We start from the raw sequence: 5,981 nt of genomic DNA on the forward strand, positions 1-5,981 counted from the left end.
CAGAATTCCGACGAATCCCAAGATCGCAAAAGTCGTAATCACACCGATCGTTGCTTCTGCCCACACCGGTTTAACGGGGAAACCATGTGACGCTTTCCGCCGCCGTGAGCCAATCTGCAACCACAGCGCCAATGCTGCGGCGAGAATACCGAACACCCATGATGCGCTTTCGCCCAGTGTTCCACCGATACCGCCAAGCATCGTGAAGCTCTCATTCAGCGGACCGATGGTCTGTCCCGAGGTGATGAACCAGGCAACGTTCCGCCAGACGAGCAGGCCGCCCAGTGTCACGATGAAAGCCGGAATACCCAGATATCCGATCATCCATCCCTGAAAGGCTCCGATGGCCACGCCAACGACAATCCCGCAAAGAAGCGCGATGACCCAGATCGCAGGATGGCCGAGGCCAAGAACGTCGGGGTGTGCGAGAATGTCCGTCTGTACGACCGCCATCACTGCTGCAACGGTGGCCAGCAAAGACCCGACCGACAGATCGATATGACGGGTGACGATAACAAACACCATTCCGGTCGCCATGATGGCAACAGACACGGTCTGGATCGTCAGGTTGAAGATGTTGCGCGGTGTAAGGAACCGCCCATCTGTGAACACGTTGAACACAAGACACAGAACGATAAACGCTCCGATCATGCCCAAAAGGCGGGTGTCGAGTTGCAACGCGGCAAAAAAGTTTCGTGCTGCCGGGTTCTTCGACCCAGGCAGAGCGGTGTCCGACATCGAGGTTACTCCTGCTTGGAGACCATTACGCTATTCGCTTCGGGTGGCCTGTCCCGGGGGCGCTGCTTTGGCAGTCAACCCTGAATTCGGTCCCGGTTATTGTAACCGGGACCGTGCTTTCAGCGTACTGTTATTAGTTACAGGGAGCCGGGCCGTTCTGGACGCCCTGGCACAGATCGTCCTTGGTGATCCAGCCAGCGTCGACAACAGCCGACAGATTGTCCTTGGTGATCGGCAGCGGAGCCAGGAACTTCGCCGTCAGCTCGGTGCCACCCGGAGAGGTCCACTTGGCAGCGCCTGGGATGTCGGACATCTCAGCGCCATCAGCCAGAGCAACCGCGATTTCACCGGCTGCCTTGCCGAGTTCGCGTGCGTCTTTCCATACGGACACGGTCTGGGTACCCTTCGCGACACGGTTCAGGGCGGCATGGTCGCCATCCTGACCGGATACCGGAATTCCTTCCATGCCCTGTGCGGTCAGAGCCGCGACAACACCACCTGCGGTGCCGTCGTTGGAGGCGACAACGGCGTCAACCTTGTTGTCGTTCGCCGTCAGGATCTGTTCCATGTTGCGCTGAGCGTTCGCAGGCAGCCAGCCATCGGTGTAGGCCTCGCCCACGATCTTGACGTCGCCAGTGTCGATTGCAGCCTGCAGAACTTCCTGCTGACCGCCGCGGAGGAAATCCGCATTCGGGTCGGTCGGGGAGCCCTTGATCATGACGTAGTTGCCTTTCGGCGCGGCAGCCAGAACCTCGGCAGCCTGCATGCGCCCGACTTCAACATTGTCGAATGTCAGGTAGAAGGCACGCGGATCATCGATCAGACGATCGTAGCCAACAACCGGAATACCTTCGTCAGCTGCGGCCTGAACAGCCGGACCGATTGCCTGAGCGTCCTGGGCCAGAATGATCAGCGCTGTCGCGCCCTGAGCGATGAGGGCTTCTACGTCGGACAGCTGCTTCGCGGAAGAGCTCTGTGCGTCGGCAGAGATATACTTTGCGCCGGCAGCTTCCAGAGCGCCCTTGATGGCGGCTTCATCGGTTTTCCAGCGTTCTTCCTGGAAATTCGACCAGCTCACACCGACGACGGCGTCTGCTGCATTGGCAGCGGTCAGGGCAGTCGCGGACAAAAGGGCGCCCGCCAGCAAAGTGGTAATCTTACGCATTGCGATGTTTCCTCCAGTTGATGCGGCACACGTCGTTTGGCCGCACCGAAAATGCGTCTGTTTAGCAAGCGCCTTTTGAGGCACTCTCAATTAGGACAACCATGTTGTTATTTTTTTTGGTGCCCGAAAAAAAGTTGCAGGAAAGCGCGGCTCCTGTCAACATGGTTTTGTAAAACTCTGCTCCATGGGGCTTGAAATCTCCGTAGAAGAGCAGGAAAACCGGTAAAAACCGGGACAGAGGAAACACCGTGGGAAGAGCTGAGCGAGCATGACACGCAAGGCGGACCGGGATCAGATCCGGCGGCAAAACAGAAGTATTGTTCTACAGGCCCTGCGCCGGAAAGGTCCGATGGCTCGGATCGATCTCGGCCAGATGACGCGGCTAAGCCCTGCTACCGTGACGGCCATCACCTCCGACCTTCTGGACCAGGGATTGATTCTCAGTCTGGAAAGCGAGGAGCCCAAAACACCTCAGGCGCGCGGTCGGCCGCGCACCTTGCTGAAACTCAATCCGGATGCGGTCTATACGATCGGGGTCCGGCTGTCGGTCAACAACATCGATCTGTCACTGGTGAATTTTGCCGGTGAGGTGACACAGGACAAACGCACTCACTTCGACAGCGCGTCAGCAGATGCCGACAGCTTTCCAGAAACGCTGACCGAAGCGATCAGACTGTTTCTGCAGGAAGCAGGTGTCGGTCCGTCGCGTGTCCGCGAGATCGGCGTCGCCGCGCAAGGTGTCGTGGAAACGGAAACCGGTGTTGTCGCCTGGAGCCCGGCCTTTGCCGGGCGAAAGATACCGGTCGTTGAACCGTTGCAGTCGGCCTTTGGCGCCGAGTGCTATATCTCCAACGATACCAATATGATAACCGAAGCGTTGCACTGGTCGGACCCGAACCGTTACAGCGGCACGTTTGCTGTGATCATGCTCGATTACGGTGTCGGCATGGGGCTCTATCTCAACAACCAGCTGTTCGCCGGGGCGAGTGGCACGGCGGCGGAATTCGGACATGCCAACCATATTCCGGGCGGGGCTCTTTGTCGCTGTGGCAAGAAGGGTTGCCTGGAGGCCTATCTTTCCGATTACGCCCTGGTGCGGGCGGCTTCCCATCTGCCCGAAAACACCGATCCGGTGTCCATCGATGCAGGTGTGAGTGGCCTGGCGCGCCTGATTGAGCTGGCAAGTTCGGAAGATGAGAACGCCCTCAAGGCTTTCCATGAAGCCGGACGGGTGCTCGGCTATGGTATTGCCAGGGTGATCGCAATGATCGATCCGAAGCGCCTGGTTCTGACCGGCGCGGCAATGCGGGCGTTTTCCTTCATGGAAAAAGGCATGTGGGAAGGGTTGGAAGAAGCACTCGTTGCTGATTTGAGGAACAATTTCTCGCTCGATGTGATGCCCTGGAACGAGGACTTCATTCGCAGCGGCCTGATCGCGCAATCGATGGAACGTCTGGACAAGGATTTTCTGGGATCCGCCTCTCCCTCGTCCAATCGGTCTTCCCGACCCGACAATTCGGAAGTGCCCGCATGACAAGGGCACTCAAGTGGACATCCACACTCTGCGTCGCCTTCGCGTTCCTGCCAACCGGATCGCTTGCGGATCCCGATTTGCCACCCTGGAGCGAAAAAGCGATCAGGAGCGACGTCGATATCGGGGCACTGGCGGCCTCAGGTCAGGACCCTATTGCGGTTCTCCAACCTCTTGGCGAAGAACTGTTTTCCGCCAAATTCACCACCCTAGACGGCGCGGGACGGCCGGACGCGACCGGCGCCACTGTTCCAACGAAAGTCCGTCGCCAATCCCATCTCGCCTTCCAGCGGCTTGCAGGCCCTGATGCCAATGCCTGTGCATCCTGTCACAACGAACCGGTCGTCGGTGGAGCGGGCGCTTTCACGGCAAATGTCTTTGTCTCCGAGGGGTTTGAGAGTGCAGATTTTGACACGATCGACCCGCAATTTTCCAACGAACGCAACACCAATGCGATCCAGGGAGCCGGCCTGATCGAGTTGCTGGCTCGGGAGATGACGACAGACCTGCGACAGCAAAGGCGGCACGTTCTTGCGAAGGCGAGGGCTGAAAACCAACAGGTCAAAGCCGACCTGCAAACGAAGGGGATTTCGTTCGGAGCGCTCACCGCTTATCCGGATGGAACTCTGGACGTATCCGCTCTGGACGGCATCGATGACGATCTGACGTTACGCCCCTTCAGTCAGAAGGGGGTCTTTTCATCGTTGCGCCAATTCACGGTCAACGCAATGAACGCCCACCACGGCATTCAACCCAGCGAACGGTTCGGCCCTGAATGGACCGGAACGGACGATTTCGACGCCGACGGATATGCGAACGAAATGACGGTAGGTCAGATTTCCGCGCTCGTTGCCTGGCAAGCAACGCTGCCGGCTCCCGCACGCAAGGACAATCTGCCGGAAATCTGGCAGGAGGCCGCCCAACGGGGTGAAGTGCTTTTTAACGAAATCGACTGTTCGTCGTGCCACGTGCCTTCACTGCCGCTGGAAAGCCTGGTTTTTCATGACCCGGGTCCATTCGACACTGCAGGAACCCTGCGCCAGAGCGATCTTGAACAACCGCTTGCGCTTGATCTAGCCACGCTTGACTGGGTCAAGGCTCTACCGCGTGACGATCAGGGCCGGGTGCTGGTCCCTCTTTATGGAGATCTGAAACGTCACAAAATTGCTGATGCAGCCAATGACACATTCGGCAATGAACTTCTGGCTCAAAGATTTGTGGCGCGGGACGTGTTCATTACGGCAGAACTCTGGGGAGTTGGCAGTACAGCCCCTTATGGCCACAGAGGTGATTTAACCACGCTGGACGAGGTCATTCTGGCGCATGGCGGCGAGGCAACCGATAGCCGCAAGGCATATGCGGGTCTGCCGGGACCGGACCGCCAGTCGATCATCGCCTTCCTGCGCAGCCTGGAGATTGCCGAATGAATCGTCTCATTTCCACAATGACCGGCACCCTGTTTGCGAGCTTGCTGGCACATCCGGCTGTGGCAGACACTCAACCTCCGCAAGTTTCGCTTGCCCCGATACCAGGCTTTGTTGAAGAAGCGAAAACCGCCGGTGTCGACCACACTTATGACGGTGCCTGGGAGTTTTTCGTTGGCGGCGGGACTGCAATTTTCGACTGCAATGGAGATCGCAAGCCCGATCTGTTCATCGCCGGAGGTAAAAATCCGTCCCAACTTTTCCGCAATGCCAGCCCGACCGGTGGAGTGCTGAATTTTGATCCCGTTGACACCGGGCTTACCTCCAAGCAATCAGCAATGGTCCTCGGAGCCTATCCGCTCGATTTCAATAATGACGACGTCCTTGACCTGGTTCTGCTGCGTCTTGGTGAAAACCTGCTCCTTCAAGGTCGTGGGGATTGCACATTCGAGGTTGCCAACCGCGCACTCGGTTTCGATGGCGGGCGTGAGTGGACAACGGCCTTTTCCGCCACCTTCGAACCGGGAAATCAGTTTCCAACGCTGGCATTCGGTAATTATGTCGACCGCTCGGCCCCCGGCTCCCCCTGGGGCACGTGCCACGACAATTTTCTCTACCGCCCTGAACCGAGTGCAGAAGGCAAGCCCGGATATCCGGACGCCATGCGCTTGTCACCCGGGTACTGTACTTTGTCGATCCTCTTCACCGACTGGAACAGGTCCGGAGAAGCGGCTCTCAGGATCTCGAACGACCGCCATTATTATCGCGGCGGAGAAGAACAGCTCTGGGCCGTTCCTCCGGGACGGCCTCCCCGCCCCTACAGAAAGTCGGACGGATGGCAACATTTGAAGATCTGGGGCATGGGCATTGCCTCGATCGATCTTGATGTCGACGGCTTCCCGGAATTCGCACTGACCAGCATGGGGGACACAAAGCTCCAGAAGCTGGATGCGGATACCGATGAAACGGTGCCGGTCTATCAGGATATTGCCTTTGACCTGGGCGTCACCGCACATCGGCCCTATTCAGGTGACGACCTGAAACCCTCGACCGGGTGGCACTCCGAGTTTCAGGACGTCAACAATGACGGTCTTTGGGACCTGTTCATCGCCAAGGGCAATGT

The 5,981-nt window shown here is 58.1% G+C and carries 4 protein-coding genes and 1 pseudogene; 3 read left to right on the forward strand and 2 right to left on the reverse strand.

Translation table 11 applies throughout. The features are described from left to right. Together K5905_RS25510 and xylF are read right to left on the reverse strand one after the other, a co-directional pair. A pseudogene (locus K5905_RS25510) lies at positions 1–738 on the reverse strand (sugar ABC transporter permease); the annotation flags it as partial. Positions 739–871: 133 nt separating this feature from the next. Beyond that, positions 872–1,903 (reverse strand): D-xylose ABC transporter substrate-binding protein, encoded by a 1,032-nt coding sequence (gene xylF, locus K5905_RS25515; protein WP_297589394.1) that lies wholly within the window; start codon positions 1,901–1,903, stop codon positions 872–874. A gap of 268 nt (positions 1,904–2,171) precedes the next feature. Here xylF and K5905_RS25520 point away from each other — a divergent pair, with 268 nt between their 5' ends. The 3 genes from K5905_RS25520 to K5905_RS25530 form a co-directional block, all read left to right on the forward strand. Continuing rightward, positions 2,172–3,437, forward strand: coding sequence for an ROK family transcriptional regulator (locus tag K5905_RS25520; protein ID WP_297589396.1), 1,266 nt, complete (start codon positions 2,172–2,174; stop codon positions 3,435–3,437). Further along, positions 3,434–4,861: a di-heme oxidoredictase family protein gene (locus K5905_RS25525; RefSeq protein WP_297589398.1), complete on the forward strand. Its 1,428-nt coding sequence runs from the start codon at positions 3,434–3,436 to the stop codon at positions 4,859–4,861. The genes K5905_RS25520 and K5905_RS25525 overlap by 4 nt, the downstream gene beginning before the upstream one ends. After that, a partial coding sequence (locus K5905_RS25530) for an FG-GAP-like repeat-containing protein (RefSeq protein ID WP_297589400.1) occupies positions 4,858–5,981 on the forward strand: 1,124 nt, incomplete at its 3' end. The genes K5905_RS25525 and K5905_RS25530, both read left to right, overlap by 4 nt.

This window comes from Roseibium sp. (genome assembly GCF_025698965.1).
In the GTDB taxonomy this organism is placed as follows: Bacteria; Pseudomonadota; Alphaproteobacteria; order Rhizobiales; family Stappiaceae; genus Roseibium.

Coding starts and splice junctions, on each gene's coding strand:
- xylF (WP_297589394.1), bottom strand. CDS start 1,903: ATGCGTAAGATTACCACTTTGCTGGCGGGCGCCCTTTTGTCCGCGACT.
- K5905_RS25520 (WP_297589396.1), top strand. CDS start 2,172: ATGACACGCAAGGCGGACCGGGATCAGATCCGGCGGCAAAACAGAAGT.
- K5905_RS25525 (WP_297589398.1), top strand. CDS start 3,434: ATGACAAGGGCACTCAAGTGGACATCCACACTCTGCGTCGCCTTCGCG.